This is a genomic window from Chryseobacterium sp. SIMBA_029 (assembly GCF_046535275.1).
Lineage (GTDB): Bacteria > Bacteroidota > Bacteroidia > Flavobacteriales > Weeksellaceae > Chryseobacterium.
Window position 1 is genome coordinate 666,787 of record NZ_JAWRXA010000001.1, and the last position, 17,950, is coordinate 684,736.

The 17,950-nt window shown below is 37.5% G+C and carries 12 protein-coding genes; 8 read left to right on the top strand and 4 right to left on the bottom strand.

Annotation, left to right across the window (positions count from 1 at the left end):
* Window positions 1-110: 110 nt before the first annotated feature.
* Window positions 111-686, top strand: a complete 576-nt coding sequence (locus SB679_RS03180) for a DUF1349 domain-containing protein (RefSeq protein WP_410700770.1) — start codon at window positions 111-113, stop codon at window positions 684-686.
* Window positions 687-1,320: 634 nt separating this feature from the next.
* Here the strand turns inward: SB679_RS03180 and SB679_RS03185 are convergent.
* The 3 genes from SB679_RS03185 to SB679_RS03195 all read right to left on the bottom strand — a co-directional run bounded on the left by SB679_RS03185 (window position 1,321) and on the right by SB679_RS03195 (window position 4,173).
* Window positions 1,321-2,190 (bottom strand): LysR substrate-binding domain-containing protein, encoded by an 870-nt coding sequence (locus SB679_RS03185; protein ID WP_410700771.1) that lies wholly within the window; start codon window positions 2,188-2,190, stop codon window positions 1,321-1,323.
* A 64-nt stretch (window positions 2,191-2,254) separates the two neighbouring features.
* The gene (locus SB679_RS03190) at window positions 2,255-2,464 is read right to left on the bottom strand and encodes a hypothetical protein (RefSeq protein ID WP_410700772.1); all 210 of its coding nucleotides are present in this window, start codon (window positions 2,462-2,464) and stop codon (window positions 2,255-2,257) included.
* Window positions 2,465-2,589: 125 nt separating this feature from the next.
* A complete protein-coding gene (locus tag SB679_RS03195) occupies window positions 2,590-4,173 on the bottom strand; it encodes a Na+/H+ antiporter (RefSeq protein ID WP_410700773.1) in 1,584 nt (527 codons plus the stop codon).
* Window positions 4,174-4,698: 525 nt separating this feature from the next.
* On the opposite strand from SB679_RS03195, the gene SB679_RS03200 reads away from it, so the two are divergent.
* From SB679_RS03200 to SB679_RS03210, 3 genes are all read left to right on the top strand, one after another.
* Window positions 4,699-5,676, top strand: a complete 978-nt coding sequence (locus tag SB679_RS03200; RefSeq protein ID WP_410700774.1) for a helix-turn-helix domain-containing protein — start codon at window positions 4,699-4,701, stop codon at window positions 5,674-5,676.
* Window positions 5,677-5,784: 108 nt separating this feature from the next.
* A complete protein-coding gene (locus SB679_RS03205) occupies window positions 5,785-6,972 on the top strand; it encodes an MFS transporter (RefSeq protein WP_410700775.1) in 1,188 nt (395 codons plus the stop codon).
* 201 nt (window positions 6,973-7,173) lie between these two features.
* Entirely contained in the window at window positions 7,174-7,590 is a 417-nt protein-coding gene (locus SB679_RS03210; RefSeq protein WP_410700776.1) for a hypothetical protein, read from the top strand.
* Window positions 7,591-7,924: 334 nt separating this feature from the next.
* On the opposite strand, the gene SB679_RS03215 is transcribed toward SB679_RS03210, so the two are convergent.
* Window positions 7,925-9,358, bottom strand: coding sequence for a serine hydrolase (locus SB679_RS03215; protein ID WP_410700777.1), 1,434 nt, complete (start codon window positions 9,356-9,358; stop codon window positions 7,925-7,927).
* A 310-nt stretch (window positions 9,359-9,668) separates the two neighbouring features.
* Here SB679_RS03215 and SB679_RS03220 point away from each other — a divergent pair, with 310 nt between their 5' ends.
* The 4 genes from SB679_RS03220 to SB679_RS03235 all read left to right on the top strand — a co-directional run bounded on the left by SB679_RS03220 (window position 9,669) and on the right by SB679_RS03235 (window position 17,861).
* A complete protein-coding gene (locus SB679_RS03220; protein ID WP_410700778.1) occupies window positions 9,669-10,532 on the top strand; it encodes a DUF1932 domain-containing protein in 864 nt (287 codons plus the stop codon).
* Between the two features lie 189 nt (window positions 10,533-10,721).
* Complete coding sequence (locus SB679_RS03225) at window positions 10,722-13,532, top strand: TonB-dependent receptor (protein WP_410700779.1); 2,811 nt, start codon at window positions 10,722-10,724, stop codon at window positions 13,530-13,532.
* 14 nt (window positions 13,533-13,546) lie between these two features.
* A complete protein-coding gene (locus tag SB679_RS03230) occupies window positions 13,547-14,572 on the top strand; it encodes a phytase (RefSeq protein ID WP_410700780.1) in 1,026 nt (341 codons plus the stop codon).
* A gap of 256 nt (window positions 14,573-14,828) precedes the next feature.
* Window positions 14,829-17,861, top strand: a complete 3,033-nt coding sequence (locus tag SB679_RS03235) for a T9SS type A sorting domain-containing protein (protein ID WP_410700781.1) — start codon at window positions 14,829-14,831, stop codon at window positions 17,859-17,861.
* The last annotated feature ends 89 nt before the right edge of the window (window positions 17,862-17,950 follow it).

The window sequence follows — 17,950 nt, forward strand, 5'->3', positions numbered from 1 at the left end:
CTTTTGCTAAAGTAACAATTTACACTCAGTTATATCCAATGAAGAGATTGATTTTAAGTTTCTGCGCACTGATTATATTTTAAAAGAATGCTGCACAGACATTAGAAAAGATGACATGGTTTAATGAACCTGAAAAATGGGAAATCAAAAACAACAGCCTATCTATGTTTGTTACGCCACAAAGTGATTACTGGAGAATTTCGCATTATGGCTTTACCGTTGATGATGCTCCCTTCTACTATACAACCTATGGTGGCGAGTTTGAAGCAAAGGTAAAAATTACCGGGAATTATAAAGCCAGATTCGATCAGATGGGATTGATGCTGAGAATTGATAAAGACCACTATATCAAAGCAGGAATTGAATTCGTAGATGGAAAATACAATCTGAGCACAGTTGCAACGCATACGACCAGCGACTGGAGTGTAATCACCTTAGACAAAACACCTGCTGCAGTATGGATAAAAGCCGTCAGAAGACTTGATGCAGTTGAGATCTTCTACTCTTTTGATGATCAGAATTACATCCTGATGCGGAATGCTTATCTGCAGGATAATACCCCCGTTATGGTCGGTCTGATGGCAGCCTGTCCTGACGGAAACGGATTCAGTGCAGTTTTCGAGAATTTTAAAGTAAAAACACTTCCGGATCAGCGTCGCCTGAAGTGGCTCGAAAACAATAAATAACCGATTGAATTACATTTCAATATACAGTCAATTTTTATGAAGTCTCCCATTTTTTTTGGGGGACTTTTGTGTATAAAAAAAGCCAGATATTTTTATCCGGCTTGTATTTGTGCATTAGAATCGAGTATCTGGATTGATAAGGTTTAAATCAATGATACAGCCACTGGCAACACTTTGCAATCTATTATTATGAGGGATAATGATAAACTTCCGTTGCTGCTATTGTATTTAATGTATTCTTACTGCTGATCTTATTGCTCTGTTGGCTATTCTATCAAATATATTGATTGAGTGATGTTGTATTAATCCCAACCTAAACACTCCTGTTAAAAGCAAAAATTGCAAGGATCATTTTAATAGATAATACCGTTTTTTATATGTCAAATTTTGGTTATTTGTTTTATCTATTGTAAATATAATAATTAATCGCAAACAAAATACTATAAAAGAACAAATAATTCAAAATATTAACAAAAAATATAATTCAATACATATTAATATTAAATTATCAATGATAAATTAATTTAACCATAAAATAAATTTTCTTCTCATTTTTCATAAAAAGAAATACAAACTAGAGTAACATAGCGATAATAATGGGAAAAATAATAAATTGATACAATTTTACTTCCCGCTATGTCACATTAAGAAAAGTATGAAAAACTTTCATTGCTTTTTTCTCATAAGCATCTTTCAGAGAAACCAGCATAGCTGTACGAATCATATTCTTTCCTTTTATCGGAATAGTAATAAGATCGTCATTTTCTGTCATAGTAGTCTGTGCTAAAATTGTATACCAGTTTCCACTTTTAGCCAATTCAAGTAAGGTGGGAATATCGTTAATTTCAATAAAAATCCTGGGTGACAATCCATTGCTTCCAAATGCTTCAGTTACAAATCTGGTGGTACTGTACCCTTTCGCAGGCATTGCCAAAGGAAGATCTGCAATTTCTTTCAGAGTGACGCTTTTTTTATGTGCCCAATCCGAATTTCTGGAGGCTACCAAAGTCATTGGAGAGGTGAAAAGAGGATGGTAGGTAAAAATCTCCTGTCTGTTTCCTTCTGCAAACGTAAGGGCGAAATCCAGTTCCAGATGCTGCAGTTTTTCCATTAGTTCGGAAGTGGTTCCAAATATAATGGTAAATTTAATATCCGGATATTCTTTCGAAAAACTGATCAGGGGCTGTATTAATGTCTGGCGCATTCCATAGGTAACGCCAATATTGAGCTCTCCTCCCTTTAATTCCTGTAAATCCTGCAACGCAAGAAATCCTTCCTGAGATTTCAAAAGGCTTTTTTCTGCATATCCCGCGAAAACGTTTCCTGCTTCTGTTAAAACAATACGTTTTCCTATCCGATTAAATAATGGGATCCCAAGTTCTTCTTCAAGCTGTCTGATCTGCTGAGACAGCGTGCTCTGGCTAATGTAAAGCTGATTGGCGGCTTCTGTAAAATTAAGCAGTTCTTTTGCTTTCAGAAAATAACGAATCTGTCTGAGCTCCATTCTACAAATCTATTAGATATATGCAAATGTAGAAATTATAAAACAGATTGTTATTTAGAAACGGTTAGGCTCTGCCAAATGTTTTGTAAAAGGTAAAGTCTGATGCTCTTTCATCTTTGAAAGTGATAGAAAGAATAATCTTTTTCCCGATCCAGGTCCTTCCCAGTTCGTAAGTCCACCTCTCACTTTTAAAATAATTAAAACCGTCTCCTAATTCCTTCTTGATTTCCTGGCGTGTTTTGCCCATTAAATAATTAAATTCCTCTTTTTTCATTTCAAAGTGTTTCGCCTTGAGCATCAAAATTGAGGCCAAGGTATTTGAGCTACAGGCCGCAACAGAGATAAACAAGTATTACAAAACCTGAAAAATGTATTATTTCAAGCTGATTAGGATCCCTGTTAATGCATTAAAAGAATCCGTTCTTCTTCCAGGTCTATCTTCATTAAATGCTTTCTGATGATATCTTCATCGAACCGCTGATCATTATCATGATTCTGTTCAATAAGCCACATTCTCTGCTTGTCAAGAACATCCAGATAGGCATTTTTGATCTCTGGGGTTAGTTTCACTTCAGTTTCTTCATCAATTTTACTTTTCCATTTTTCATGAAGCTGTTGTAAAAAAGGGCTTTTAACAAGCACCTCTCCATAATGGTCTGTGAGATGATCCAATGCAAATCTCGACATCTCTCTTTTGATAAGCTCATCAGATTCCTCATCGGGAAGATGGTCATTAAATGAGGGAATATTTATTTTTTTAATAAGATATGGAAGGGTAAGGCCCTGAAGAAGTAAGGTGGTAAGAATGACAATAAAAGTAATGAACAGAATAAGGTTTCTTTGAGGGAAATCCGGGCCGCCAACATATAATTTTGTCGGGATTGAAAGGGCTGCTACTAATGATACTACCCCACGCATACCGGTCCATCCCATAATCAGTGGGGCTTTAAACCCCGGACTTCTCGTATCTGCAACTGTGATAAAGTTTCTTGCGATTAAAGTCACAATAACTGCTCCATAGGCTGACAAAATCCTGACCACAATTAAAACGGCAGTCACCAAGAGCCCATATCCCACTGCTGCGGAAACACTTACTCCTTCCAATCCGGAAACAATCTCCGGAAGATCTAAACCGATTAACAGAAATACCAATCCATTCAGGACAAAGACCAGACTTTCCCATACGTTGATCCCACGCAATCTGGAAGAAGCACTTAAAAAACGATGTCTTCTGCTGGAAAGCAGCAATCCGCCACTTACTACCGCCAATACACCAGAACTGTGAACTTCCTCCGCAGCAATGTACATGGCATACGGAGCCACAATGGTAAGTATCGTATCCATACTGGCATCTGTGGGAAGATATTTATGGGCTTTCATAAACAACCATCCAATTAAAAGTCCTACTCCAGTTCCACCTATCACCATCCATGAGAAGCTGAAAGCAGCTTCATACCAGATAAACTGCCCCGTTGCTACAGCAATCAGGGCAAAGCGCAAAATGATCAATGAAGAGGCGTCGTTCAGCAGACTTTCTCCTTCTAAAATAGAAGACATTCTTTTCGGAATTTTTACAAATTTTAAAATAGCACTTGCGCTTACAGCATCTGGTGGTGAAACTATTCCACCCAATAAAAATCCAAGAGCCAAAGAAAACCCAGGGATAAAATAGTTTGCTACAAATGCCACAGAAATTGCAGTAAGGAAAACGACTACAAAAGCAAAGCTTCCGATGATACGCCGCCACTTCCATAATTCTTTCCATGAGATAGACCATGCAGCCTCATATAATAACGGAGGTAAAAAAATAATGAAAATAAGTTCAGGATCGATATGGATGGCCGGAATCCCCGGGATGAAACTTATGAGTAATCCTGCAACAACAAGCAGTACCGGATACGCAACTTTTATTTTGTTAGCCAGCATGATCAGTAATATAATGGCAACAATAAGAGATAAATAAAATTGAAAATGCTCTATCATTTATATAACGTGTTTTATGAATACAATGATAATCAATTAAAAAATTATCTGCAAAAAATACATTTTTCTCATTTATTTAAAAAACTTTTTTTTCTTGCAGGTATTAAAAAAGAGTAATTCTTATTTAATTTTATCATCCAATGAACAGCAATCATTTCATCTTGTAATGCCGATGCTGTACGGATTCCTACTTGATCACACAACTGTGTACAAAAAATGTAATAGCGACCAGTACACGAATACCTGTGTTTTCCTGATGTATTTATAGCCTTTTTTTTATTTAGTTTCTTTATAAAATGAACAACACATATCACTTTTCATCAACTTTTTTTTATCTTTGTCCTTTATGAATTTTGTACAAATTTATCTGCTACGGCAAAACGATTTTGGAGTAGAGCAATGAAAAAAAACCGAACGGATCATAAAAACAAAAGATTATAAATCAATAATTTAAATCAGTTGGTTATACCCACTTTAATTGACTGAAAAAGTTTGAGCTATAATTAACTCCTATTGAAACTGCAGATGAAAATAAAAGAAAATACAACACTCGAAAAGATCAATCAGTACAAGAAAGATCTGATCCTGTACTACATCATTTTAATGGCATTCATCCTTCTTATATATGCCCTTATTTTCACTTTTCTTATTCCGGACAAAACGATGTCATGGTACCTGTATGGAGGTTTATTTTTTTTACTGTATTCTTTTTTTATTATTCGCAAAAATTATTCTATTGAATTGCTGGTGCATGTTTATTTGATTACAGCACCCATTTATAACTTTTATGTCATGCTTGCATTCTGGAACAATTCTGTAGCCAGCTTTGTATGGCTTCTGCCTATTCCTTTGGGCGCAAACATCTTTTTCTCAAGAAAATATGTGATCAGATATAGTATATATGTTGTTTTAAATATCATTTTAGGTTTTTTAATTTCTAAAAACTTTCAATTTAATTTTCAAAAACACAGTGCGGAAGATATAAAAATGACCGATACGTTCCTTTTCCTTTCTAATCTTGCCGTGTTTTTACTCCTTCTTTATTTCAAAGACAAAATAAGAAGAGTTGAAGTCTATAATCAGGTTGAAGAAAAGTTTAAAGGTGAAGATAAAGCCGCTTTTGGATTAGATAAAGAACCTGTATTTTATGAAGAATTGTTTGAAAAGATCGAAACGGAAATGAAAGACAAAAAGTTTTATAAGGATATTAATTTTAATATCGCAAAGCTTTCTGTAGCCTTAAACATCAACAGCAGGTACATTTCACAGGCAATCCGGTATAAAGGACATCCAAACTTCAATAATTATCTGAATATTTACAGAATCAACTGCGTTAAGGAGCTTCTTAATGAAAACGATATTGAAAAGGTAACCTTGCTTTATATTTATACGGAGGCAGGATTTTCTAATCAGTCTACCTTCAATCGTGTTTTTAAGCAGATTGAAAAAATTACACCTTCAGAATATATTACCAGCAAACAGGAATTTCATAATCGGTTTTAACGATGAATATTATCGAAACAAAGCGTTTTACAGATTGGAAAATTATCAGGAACTTTACAGGATAAAGAAAACTCTTTATCAATAGAATGAGTTTTTAATTCCAACTCTATGAATACATCTGAAAAAGCAGATAAGGGAAGCCTGCGCTTTCGATATATAAAACTTTGTATTTTCTTTTCAGGACTTTCTGTTTTTGCCCAGCTTTATCTTTTTCAGCCATTGCTGCCGATGGTAGCGGAACATTTTAAAACAACCGTTGGCGATAGCTCGCTGCTTGTTTCTTCAACAACCATAGGGATGGCTTGTGGATTGTTATTTTTTGCTTTTCAGGCAGACAGTTATTCACGCAAAAAACTGATGACGTTTTCCCTTATATCATCAGCATTCCTCACGATCATCTCAACTTGGGTTCCCAGTCTCCCCTTACTCATCTTCATTGGAATATTGAAAGGATTTGTTGTTTCCGGGGTCTCTGCTGTAGCCCTTGCCTACCTTACAGAGGAAGTCAACAGTATGGTGGTGCCTCTGGCCATCAGTATGTATCTCAGCGGAAATACGATCGGTGGAATGAGCGGAAGAATATCTGCCACTATTTTAGCAGGGGAATTCGGATGGAGAAATGCAGTTCTTATGATTGGAATAGAAAGCCTGCTCTTAGGATTGATATTCTGGAAACTGTTCCCGGAATCAAAATTTTTTCATCCTCAAAAGGTAGATTATTCTCTGAAAGTAAAGCAGATGAAAGTGTTTTTAACGGATCCCTATATGCTTCGACTTTATTGTATTGCTGCATTATTAATGGGAGTTTTCGTGAGTGTATATAATTATCTGACCTTTCGCTTGGAAGCAGCGCCTTTTTCACTGAATCATTTTGTGATTGCTTTTATATTTCTAATGTACACTTTTGGAGTATTGGGAACAATGATTACGAGCAGGCTTTCCAGAAGATTTGATAAAAAACATATTCTGAAAGGTGCTATCCTTTGTATGCTTTTCGGACTTTGTCTATTGATCTCCACGAATATTTATGTTGTTATTTCGGGTCTGGGAATATTCACCCTTTCCTTTTTTGCCGCCCACACGATGGCCAGCCAGATGACGGCACTGCACGCTAAGCAGGGGAAATCTTCAGCCACTTCTATGTATTGGCTATTTTATTATTTTGGATCAAGCTTTTTAGGAAGTGCCACGGGATATTTGCTTAATGCCACTTCATGGACTATTTTCACCGCTGTTCTTATTGTATCTGTCGGGGCCGCTTTCCTTCTGACTGTTACCAAAAATAAGCAAGCATAAAATTTTGCAACAGGTACCACATTTTTTATTATTGTCCAAAATTAGTCCCAACAAAAAAATAATTTTAACATAAAATTATAATTAAACGAAAAAAATTACACAATTGTTAACAAAAACTTCAATAAAATTCACGATGTAAGGCATAATATTTGCAAATAATTAGAGTAACCAAGTACCACCTCTTAAAAAAATCAAAATATTATGAATGTAGATGATCTTAAAATTAAAAACTTAGTCGAGTATAAAAATCAAATTTTTACGATTACTGAAATATTTCAAAGCGTTGAAAAGGGTTATTTTGTTAAAATAGAAAATCCGATCCATACTATTTCAGTTCCGGCAGATTCTATCAAACCCATTCGAATTACTGAGGAATGGCTTGAAAAGTTTGGGTTTTCAAGAACCTACAGCTCCGATCATAGAATCCGTTACGAAAGACCGGAAACGTTTATTAAATATGATATTGATCTAAGTTCACGAAAAATAATGGAAGGGTTGAAGATATATGGCAATTCAATCAAATGCAAATACATCCATGAATTTCAGAATATTTTCTCATGTTTATTCGGAAAAGAACCTTCCCCAGCGAATTATGGTCTGGTAAACAGCGAAGCTTAATCAATAAATTCATCCTATAACATAAAAAGGTCTGTTTCTTATGAATCAGACCTTTTTGTTGGCTATTTGTTATCAATTAATAATTCAACAGACTGTAATACAACAGATAAAAATCAATTCGAAACTATAAATCAAATTAAATATCGCGCAGATCAATCAGATGATGCAGATTTTTTCTAAATATGGGTAACCAAAAAAGGCATAAAGCTTTTCGAATACTATTATAAAAAGAAAAGTCGCATAATTAAAATAATCATCTGTGGAAATCTGCGAAATCTGTGCTCAAATAAAACAAATAATTATGACCAACCTTCAAAATAGAATTCCATTAATTTTATTGTAACTGCTTCAACATATTTTTCCCATTTTCATTATCCGGATTCAGTTGTATGGATCTTTTATACATATCGGCCGCTTCTTTTTTCTTTCCCATTTTCAATAATACTTCTCCATAGCTGTCATAAGCATTCCAGCTGCCAGGGAATAAAATGGTATTTAATTTAAAAATTTCGAAAGCTTCCTGTATTTGGTTTCGGGACATTAACCGGTATGCCCAGTCATTCAGTTCGGATTCATTAGGTTTGAATGCAGGATGTATTTTCTGTTCCGCATTCACGACATCAATGGCTTTATTAAAACCTTTCTTTTGAAGCTGAATTCTAAGAAAAGTAATGGGATCTGCTTTCACAATATCAGGAATATAAATTCCGGCAAGCTCTTCCAGGAAATCTTCGGGCATACCGCCGCCTAAGTTGGTAAGCACGATAACAGATAAATTATCATCCGGATATATTAAAAACGCAGATCTGCCTCCTCCCGACATCCCTATAGCCTTGTGTTCAGCCCTGAACTTCGTTAATCCCCAACCCGGCGACCAATTGGTAGGTGTTCCGTTATTAAATTGGATCGGCGACCACATCCTTTGTAATGATTCCGGATTTTTTAATAGTTTTCCTTTCTGTAAGGCAATGATCCATGCAGCAAGTTCTTCTGCAGTAGTATTAAGACCCGAACCTGTTCTGGTAAAGTCCGGGAACAGATGATAATCATTAATGAACTTGGGTTCATCAAGCTTTTTCCCATCCAGCATATTTATATACCTGTAAGTAGGTGCAAAATGAGCAATAACATCCCTGGAATCTCCAAATACTGTACTTTTCATTCCAACGGGTTCAAACTGTCTCTTTTTAAAAAATGCATCAAAAGGCTGCCCGCTGAGCTTTTCAATTATTTTTCCAAGCAGATAATAATTGGTTTGATTATAGCTAAACTGCTCCCCTGTTTTAAAACTCATGGGAAGTATTGTAAGGGCTTCCCAGATTTCTTTTTCTGATTTCAGGTTTGTTCCCGTAACGGGGTCCAGCAACTGTAATATTTCAGGAAAACCGGAAATATGAGCCATCACCTGCTCAATGGTCACTTGCTGCCATTTTTCAGGGAGATCATTGAGATACTGAGATAAAGGGGAAGATAAATTGAGTTTGCCTTCCTCAGCAAGCTGCATAATGGCTACAGCAGTAAAGACTTTCGTACATGAATTAATCGGAAAAACGGTGGCATCGGTAACTGGAATATGATCCTGCATATTGGCTGTTCCAAAAGCTTTTTTAAGAATAACTTTTCCGTTCTGCACGACGGCAATCTGTAGTCCCGGAATATGCCGATCTTTCATTTCCCTGTTGATCACCGCGTCCACGGCAGCTTCAGGGTTCTGAGCTGAAAAACAGGCCGAAAAAATAAAAAAAATCAATATACAATACGTTTTCATGGGGTCATTTTAATAATAAAACAATCCAAAGAATATTTCTATTACATATTGAGTCGATTGATGCCATTTTTCAACAGAAAAATATCAATATATGATAAAAAAATCATTATAACTATTACAGAACAAAGCAAAGCCTTAATGTCAAAGCCAACCATTATCATTACTGACAAGATATTCGAATAAATCCATCGGTTTCAGCAATAGATATGATCGGAATAATGTGTTTTACAGAGTGAAAAATTTTAAAGAACTTTGTATCATCAGAAGAACTGAATATCTTCAGCTATTTTAAACATTAAAATCATCATCAATGCAGACCAAACCAGTAATAGCCCTTCTTTTTCCGGGAGATATGGGAACACAGATCGCTAAAGAATTAATTAAGCATCAGTTTAAAGTGATCACCGCAGGAGAAGGAAGGTCGCCACGAACTTTACAGAACATCCAAAATGCAGGTATTGAAGATGCTGGTTCTCTGCAAAATGTAGTCAATCAAGCCGAAGTCATTCTTTCTCTTACAAGTCCTGAAGGAAGCATTATTATTGCTGAACAAGTGATTTCTTGTTTAAAAAACACTGATAATCGTCCGGTTTATATTGATCTAAATTCTAACACTCCTGTTGCTGCTTTGGCTATTGAAGCTCTGTTTTCAGCGATAGATATTCAATTTATTAACGGTGCTGTGATGGGGGCATCTAAAGATATTCCGGATCATGCTGCTTTGGTTGTAAGCGGTATACACAGGCATGCATTTATTGATTTATTTTCAACCCTATTCACCATAAAAGATGCCGGTGAAAAAACAGAAGCTGCATCAGCCTATAAATTACTATTTTCGATGGTGAATAAAGGAATGAACGCTTTATTTTTTGAAACCATGACTGCCGCAACTCATTTTGGCATCCTTGATGAACTTAATGAAAGTCTTCAGGCATTCATTCCCGGCACCTATCAGGACCTTACCAAAACCACTCCTACCTATCCACAGCATATTTTCCGTAGAATTGATGAAATGAAAGGCCTTACGGAAATGTTGGACAGTGAAAATCTCCCCAGCGTAATGGCTTCCGGAACTGCGGAAACCTTCGAACGGGTGTATCAATCAGGAGTTTTCAAGGATGAACATTTTGAGAGTGTTGTGGAAACCTTTCAAAGTTTTAAAAAACTGTCGTAAAAAGAAGTTTAAAATTCATGTTTCCTCTTATTCAGGCAGCATTAGACGAAATGAATATTCATGAATATTTAATATTGCAGACCTTTTCTTAATTTCTGTTAATAATTCTTTAAAACAAGCTTAATTTTCATTTCAGTCAATTTGCGTTCTATACTTCTAATTTTGCGTGAATTTAAATCTAAATGAAAAGTGAAAAGAATATTTACTTCTGTTCTACTCTGCGCATCCATCTACTTTTATGCCCAAAGCGGTACGGTTTCAGGAAACATTAACGACGACGCCAAAATTGCATTACCGGGCGCTAAAATTTACCTGAGCCCCGGAAATATTTACACGACTTCTGATGAACACGGAAATTTTGTATTTCTTAATGTTCCCGCCGGAAGCTACAGTATGAGGATAGACTATCTGGGATACGGAACCCGCGAATACAGCGTGCTGGTAGAATCCGATAAAAACACCAAACAGAATATTGTTTTTGCCAAAAAAGAAACCGCTATTGAAGAGGTTGTTGTAAGCGGTGCCACGTTGAAAAACCAAGCCCGGGCTTTAAACAAGCAGAAGAATAATGCTAATATTACCAATGTAATTTCCTCGGACCAGATCGGCCGTTTTCCGGATGCGAATATTGGAGATGCCCTTAAAAGAGTTCCGGGAATTACCATACAAAATGATCAGGGAGAAGCCAGAAACCTAATCGTCAGAGGGCTTGCCCCAAATCTGAATTCCGTAACACTGAATGGCGACAGAATTCCGTCTGCGGAAGGAGATAACCGTAATGTACAGATGGATCTTATTCCTTCGGATATGATTGCCACCATAGAGGTTAATAAAACACTGACACCGGATATGGATGCCGATGCCATCGGAGGTTCCGTAAATCTTATTACGAGAGCTTCCCCTAACGGACAGAGAATTTCGGCTACCGTAGCCGGAGGATACAATCCTATTAGAGAAAAAGGAAATTACACGGCCGGATTAGTCTATGGTGACCGTTTTCTTAATAAAAAGCTAGGCGCTGTGTTCAGTTTTTCCTACAATAACAACAATTTCGGATCTGATAATATTGAGCCGACCTGGAGTCTGGCCAATGATCTGGCAAAGACTGCCTACGTAAGCAAAATGGGAGTCCGGTATTATAATGAGCACCGTATCAGACATAGTTTTGACCTGAATCTGGATTACGAATTCAATTCTAAAAATAAGATCTATGCTTCTGCTATGTATAATTTCAGAAATGATAAGGAAAACAGATATGCATTAGGCTATAAAATAAAGCCTACTTACAACAGTGACGAAACAGAAATCACTGGCTGGAAAGGCAATATCACCAGACAGGTGAAAGGCGGAGATGCTGATAATGACAACACCCGTCTTGAGAGACAAAAAGTACAGAATTATGCCTTGAGAGGTGAGCATCTCTTGGGTTCTAAAGTGGATCTTGACTGGTCGATGAACTACGCGACTGCCAGCGAAAAGAAACCGCATGAACGACTGATGCAGTTTGATGGCGAAAGTATTAAGTTCTCTAATGATTTCAGTGATCCTGAAAGACCGATGATCACTCCTCTTACTGCTGATAATTTAGGAAAATATCAGCTAAGCAGCCTTTCGGATGCCAACAGCTTTACTCAGGAAAAGGAATTCGGAGCAAAAGTAAATGTAAGGTTTCCGGTTTCCGTCATTCAGGATCAGAAAGGAAGAATCCGTGTGGGAGCCCGTCTCCGACTGAAAGAAAAGGAAAGAGACAATGACTATTACTCTTTTAGCCCAACCAGTTCTATGGGAAGTCTGCTGTCTGTACCGACCACTTATTTTGACGGCCAGCATTTCCAGCCCGGAAATTATATTCCCGGAACCTTTGTAAGTGCGGGATATATGGGCGGCCTGGATCTTTTTAATACTAATCTATTTACGGCAACGCTGAGACCGGAAGAGTTCCTTTCGAGCAATTATAGTGCTAAAGAAAATATTTATGCAGGGTATATCCGTTGGGATCAGGATTTCAGCGACAAATTTTCCATGATCGCGGGAGCCCGTATTGAAACGACAAAGATCGATTACACAGGAAATTATGTAATGGATGAGGAAAATCTGGCCGGGAAGATCAATAATACCAATTCGTACACGAATATCCTTCCTAATATTTCTTTTAAATATACTCCGGCACAGAATCTTGTACTTCGCGGAGCGTTTACTACTGCCCTGGCCCGCCCCAATTATTATGCGCTGGTTCCTTATCTGAACGTTATTTCCGGTGATGAGCAGATTGCTGCCGGAAATCCCAATCTTAAAGCAACGTATGCCTACAATTTCGATTTTATGGCAGAGAAATATTTTAAATCTGTCGGAATTCTTTCCGGAGGTTTGTTTTATAAGAACCTTAAAGATTTTATTTATACGTATACGAGAAGAAATTATTCTTCGACCGATTTTGCAACGGATTTTGCAGGACAGGCCAACCCTATTCCTGCCGGGGAAAATAACTGGAGATTTACCCAGCAGCGTAATGGAAGCAGTGTAGATATTTACGGTTTTGAGGCGGCACTTCAGAGACAGCTGGATTTTATTCCGGGAGCTTTCTGGAAAGGATTGGGAGTGTATATCAATTATACCTACACCCATTCAAAAGCAAAAGGAATTACCCATGAAGATGGCCTTGAAAGGGATGATGTAGGTCTTCCGGGAACGGCGCCGCATATGTTCAACGGATCTCTTTCCTGGGAAAACAAACGTTTTTCGGCAAGGGTTTCTATGAATTATGCTGCTCATTATATTGATGAGCTGGGTGGGAATTCATTTGAAGACCGTTATTACGACAAACAGATTTTCCTTGATGCCAACGCCTCTTATAAGGTAACGAGCCAACTGAGAGTTTTTGCGGAAGCCAATAATTTAACCAACCAGCCGTTACGGTATTATCAGGGTATTCAGAGCAGAACTGCTCAGGTAGAATATTACAGACCGAGATTCACGTTAGGTGTAAAATTTGATTTTTAATGATTATGAATAGAATGAAAAAAACACATTACATCGCAGCCCTTTCTGTACTGCCTTTTGTGATCAACTGTACGGGACAGAAGTCACTGGGGAAAAACCTGGTTCCTGCGGTCATTACCGAAACAGTTGTTTATGACACTGACGATCCTGCGATATGGATTAATCCTGCGGATGCTTCAAAAAGTATTATTGTAGGAACGGATAAAGATACTGACGGCGGCTTGTATGCCTTCAACCTGCAAGGAAAGATCATTAATAAGGTATTGGGCTTAAAGCGTCCTAATAATGTGGATATTGAATACGGATTCCTTTTAAATGGAAAAAAAACAGACATCGCTGCGGTTACCGAAAGAGAAACCAATATGGTGAAACTGTATTCACTTCCTGATCTGAAAGAAGTGGGCGCATTCTCTGTTTTTGATGGGGAAACGGAACGCGGACCGATGGGAATTTCTATGTATAAAAATCCGAAAACGCAAGAAATTTTTGTGATTGCCGGAAGAAAATCGGGACCTAGTGATGGCTATTTATGGCAGTATCTGCTTTCTGAGAAAGAGGGAAAAATTACGGGAAATATAGTCCGGAAGTTTGGAAAATACAGCGGGTTGAAGGAAATTGAAAGCATTGCTGTAGATGATGAATTAGGATATATTTATTATTCTGACGAACAGTTTGGTGTTCATCAGTATTATGCAGATCCGGAAAAAGGAAATGAAGAGCTACTGGTATTCGGGAAAGGTGATTTCAAATCTGATGTGGAAGGAATTTCCATCTACCCTACCTCTTCTACTGCAGGATATATTTTGGTTTCCAATCAGCAGAAAGATACGTTCAATGTGTATCTGAGAGAAAACCCGGCCAAAGGAATCATTGCTGAAATACCGGTTTCCACCAGTGAAAGTGACGGCTCGGAGGTTACTCCTGTTAATCTGGGACCTCAATTTCCGAAAGGAATCTTTGTTGCCATGAGCAACGGCAAAGTTTTTCACATTTACGACTGGCGAACGGTCGAGGAAAGGATAAAGGCTAATATGAAATAATTGTAAAGCAGGATGTGTTCGCATCCTGCTTTTTTTTGCCTTGTCATTTCCCATTTTAAAAAAAAGCAATACATCCGTTTTCTGTTGTCAAAAAACAATATTATCCTTGATTCTATTGTCATTTTTATAAATAATACATATTCCCGGTTTAACAAAAACTTAATCCGTTTTATTCACCGGTGAGAGAAGTTATGATGATCTTTAAATCACCAGATCATTCCATTTTAAAAACTTTTAATCTTAATATGATATTTTTATGAAAAAACATCTTCATTTGTACCTATTCTTTGTCGGTTTTTTAGGGTTCGGACAAGTCCCGGCACCCGAAATTCATGACAATTCCATTGCAAACTACTTTCAGTTTATTGAAAAAGACAGAATCCCTAATGGTCTTTTACTGGATGCTGCGGTAGAATTTACAGATCTTAAGAGGTATGACGGTACTCTTCCCGACAGTTCTTATACAAGTTCAAAACTTGTTGCCGACATTTACAGTACGCTGATCACCAGCCGCCTTTCTGCAAGTGCAGTACTTCCAAAAACTGCTGACGGTTTTCTGTCTGACTGGAAAGCTTCGCAAAGACCGGACATCATTCCGCTTGGAGGATTGTTTTACAAATATTCTGAATATTCTGCACAAACAAGACAGAATATGCAGAATGGCCTCGATCCCGGCACCATCGTTATCGCCGGACGAGCCATTAATGATAAGTATGTAGACGGACAGTGGATTAATCCTTATGAAGAAAAAAAGGTTTTTGCATTGGCTCCTGCTACTAACGGATTCAATAAGCACAGTTTTAAAATTGCGCTTCCGGATCATCTGTTCTTGAGCAATCAAAGTGCTCAGATACAAAAAATTGAATATAAACTGCAAGATTCGCAGCCGTATCAGGTATTACCTCAAAATCAGCTGATTGATGTTTCTTATCCAGCCGAAGGGGTTTACACTTGGACTTTTAAACTTACCCTGAATTCAGGGGAAATACTCTATTCTCATACCCAGTTTACGGTAAAAGGAAATATGGATAAATATACGGATACCAGAAGTCCTGTTTCTAAAACAACCAATCTGGGACAGTACACAAAAGTACTGGTAGATCCTATTACTATTCCAGGTTTATTTGGAAATCCCCCTATTCAGATTGCAAAAGCAACGATGTATATCAAGCTGGCTCCGGGACATACACAGCTTGTAAAGCCTGTGATTGTGGCTGAAGGATTTGATTTGGGAATCATTACTTCCCCGAGTGAAGAAGCGGGATTAACCAATATTGACGGTTTTATAAAATCGCTGTATGGGAATTATTCTCTGTATTCGCAACTCGGATCCAACTATGATATCGTGTATGTAGACTGGAGAAATGGTGTAGATTACATTCAGAATAATGCTGCCCTCTTAAAAAAAGCAATACAGTGGGTGAATGCCAATAAAACGGGAACAGATAAAAATATTGTCTTGGGACAGAGTATGGGAGGCCTTGTTGCCCGATATGCATTGAAAGATATGGAAACTGCAGGACAGAGTCATGACACCAAGCTTTTCATTTCACATGACAGTCCTCATCAAGGAGCCAATATCCCGCTTGGACTTCAAAGCATGCTGATTAATGTTTCAAACAGCTATCTGAGAGCCCCTCTTTTGGCAGGAGCTGGAGAATTGATTGTTCCTATTTTTAACCAGGGAGTTTCTGTTAATGATATTTTAACGCTTACCGATACTCCTGCGGCAAGACAGATGTTGGTTAATTATTACGATAAAAATTATAATATAGATAATTCCATTCACAATAACTGGCAGAATGAACTGAAAGCCAAAGGATATCCTCAGTTAACAAGGAATGTAGCTATTTCCAACGGAAGCGAATGTGGAACAGACCAAAACCTTACGGACCTGATAAGAATTGATATGGAAACCCGTGACAGACATGGAATTAATGGTCTTATTGCTTCATTACTGGGAGTTGCGATGCATGATGTGGATATGATCATTCTTTCTTCTATTCCGGGAAGTTCCAAGTTTGTTTTTGATTTCACGGTGCGTCCTATGACCAATCTTAATGAAAACAAACAGATCTACAGCGGCAAAATGACGTACAAAAAGAAAATACTTTGGGTACTGAATGCGCAGACAACGTTTATGGAAGGAAGCAGAAATCAGCCTTCAGGTATATTTCCAATGGATAAATACGGAGGAGGAAGATTTGCTTTTGACAGAACTCAGCTTCCCAATTCCATCAAAGATAATGTAACGATTACTCCATTCAGTTTTATTCCTACACCGAGTGCGCTGGATGTGTATTCCGGCAACCAGGTCTTAACGGAAAATGATTATCAGAGACCTTATTCTCCTGTAGATGATGCGGCTAAAGTTCCTTTCGCCAATTTTGTAGCAGAAAAAGTGGGAATCAATGCAGATCATATCACCTTCAGCCAGAGAAACGGAGATTTTATCGTTAACCAGCTTTCTACGAATGCAGCGGTACAGAACCAGAAAATCACTTCGTCATACCTTTGCGGAACTAAGGTCTTAATCGGAGGGGACAATGTTCTTTTATGTTCAGATGAAGGAGCAACCTATACTACAGGTTTTGCACCGAATATCCAATGGTCTGTTCCTACAGGAGCTTCTCTTGTAAACATTACAGGATCTACAATTCTACCTCAGATTAGTTTAAAAGCGAAAACAAATGCTTCTGGTTATGTACAACTTCAGGCTCTACTTTCAGGGAATGACGGAAGCAATACGATAAGCAAAAATATATGGATCGGAAAACCTCAGTTTTATATTTCTAAAAATACGAACAATGCTCCGGACATCTTATATGAAGTAAAAAGCTCCAGTCCTATGAGCGTTACCGATCAAGGAGTTACGCAGGTTGTATGGAAGAGAATGGACAACGGAGGGACAAGGACCGGATTTAGTTATATGGTGCATCCTGTAAACTATTCTTTTGATATGGAAATAACAGCTACTAACAGATGTGGATCTTCTACAACCTATCTATCTGTTCCTGCAGCAACTTCACCGTTTAAACTGGTAAATGAAACGAATAATTCTAATCAGTATTTTGTGCATACAATGCAGGATGCTGCAGCCAGAGGACTGAACGACAGTGTTCCGGGCAAAGCTAACTATCAGATCAAAATAGCCAACAGTTTAGGGGTGACCGTGATTTCAACAACGGGTGACCGTTTCGATTTATCAAACCTTCCTACAGGTGCTTATTTTGTAAATATTGTAAAAGACAATACGGTTATCATCAGCCAGACTCTTATTAAAAAATAAGTTCAGTACTTTTGACTAGTCCTGAAACTCCGATACAGATTAAAGGACAAAAATAAATAATTAAACCAGAGCAAATTTGTTTTTGCTTT

Bases quoted from the DNA above. Each gene is read 5' to 3' on its own strand.
- SB679_RS03180 (WP_410700770.1), top strand. From the start codon at position 111: ATGACATGGTTTAATGAACCTGAAAAATGGGAAATCAAAAACAACAGC.
- SB679_RS03185 (WP_410700771.1), bottom strand. From the start codon at position 2,190: ATGGAGCTCAGACAGATTCGTTATTTTCTGAAAGCAAAAGAACTGCTT.
- SB679_RS03190 (WP_410700772.1), bottom strand. From the start codon at position 2,464: ATGAAAAAAGAGGAATTTAATTATTTAATGGGCAAAACACGCCAGGAA.
- SB679_RS03195 (WP_410700773.1), bottom strand. From the start codon at position 4,173: ATGATAGAGCATTTTCAATTTTATTTATCTCTTATTGTTGCCATTATA.
- SB679_RS03200 (WP_410700774.1), top strand. From the start codon at position 4,699: ATGAAAATAAAAGAAAATACAACACTCGAAAAGATCAATCAGTACAAG.
- SB679_RS03205 (WP_410700775.1), top strand. From the start codon at position 5,785: ATGAATACATCTGAAAAAGCAGATAAGGGAAGCCTGCGCTTTCGATAT.
- SB679_RS03210 (WP_410700776.1), top strand. From the start codon at position 7,174: ATGAATGTAGATGATCTTAAAATTAAAAACTTAGTCGAGTATAAAAAT.
- SB679_RS03215 (WP_410700777.1), bottom strand. From the start codon at position 9,358: ATGAAAACGTATTGTATATTGATTTTTTTTATTTTTTCGGCCTGTTTT.
- SB679_RS03220 (WP_410700778.1), top strand. From the start codon at position 9,669: ATGCAGACCAAACCAGTAATAGCCCTTCTTTTTCCGGGAGATATGGGA.
- SB679_RS03230 (WP_410700780.1), top strand. From the start codon at position 13,547: ATGAAAAAAACACATTACATCGCAGCCCTTTCTGTACTGCCTTTTGTG.
- SB679_RS03235 (WP_410700781.1), top strand. From the start codon at position 14,829: ATGAAAAAACATCTTCATTTGTACCTATTCTTTGTCGGTTTTTTAGGG.